Source organism: Frankia sp. Mgl5 (assembly GCF_023242985.1).
Lineage (GTDB): Bacteria > Actinomycetota > Actinomycetes > Frankiales > Frankiaceae > Parafrankia > Parafrankia soli.
In genome coordinates this window covers 1-483 of the sequence record NZ_JALKFY010000458.1, presented here as the reverse complement: position 1 = coordinate 483, position 483 = coordinate 1, and the positions used below count along the sequence as shown (strand labels likewise).

Below are 483 nucleotides of genomic sequence, written 5' to 3'. Positions count from 1 at the left end.
GATCAATAATCTCGTGAAGCTGAACAGCCCGACCGCCAATGTGCAGGTGATCGACGAAAACGGCAACGTCATCAGTACCACCGGAGAAGATCGGAGCATTATCGGGCAGCGAACCTCCCAGCCTGAGGTAGCGGTCGCGCTGTTGGGCACGCGGACAGAATCGCTGCGCATTGATCCTCGCAGCGGCCACCGGGTAAAAGTACTGGTCGTTCCCGTAAAGGGAGAAAACATCGTGTATGGCGCTGTCTACATGGTTGCATCAATGGAGAACATGTATACGACGATCCGCAAGATTACCGGCATTCTTGCTACCGGCACAGGGTTTGCCCTGCTGTTTACCGCTGTATTGGGCGTTGTGTTGGCACGAACCATCACCAAGCCGGTGAAGGAAATGACCCGGCAGGCAACGGCTGTCGCGGACGGGGATTTTAACCGGACGGTTCGCATCTATGGAAGTGACGAGATCGGCCAACTGAGTATGGC

At 55.7% G+C, this 483-nt stretch carries 1 protein-coding gene; it reads left to right on the top strand.

The window, feature by feature from the left end; genetic code table 11:
- Positions 1–483 (top strand): HAMP domain-containing protein (locus tag MXD62_RS10130; RefSeq protein WP_368862373.1); only part of this gene is annotated, 483 nt, incomplete at both ends.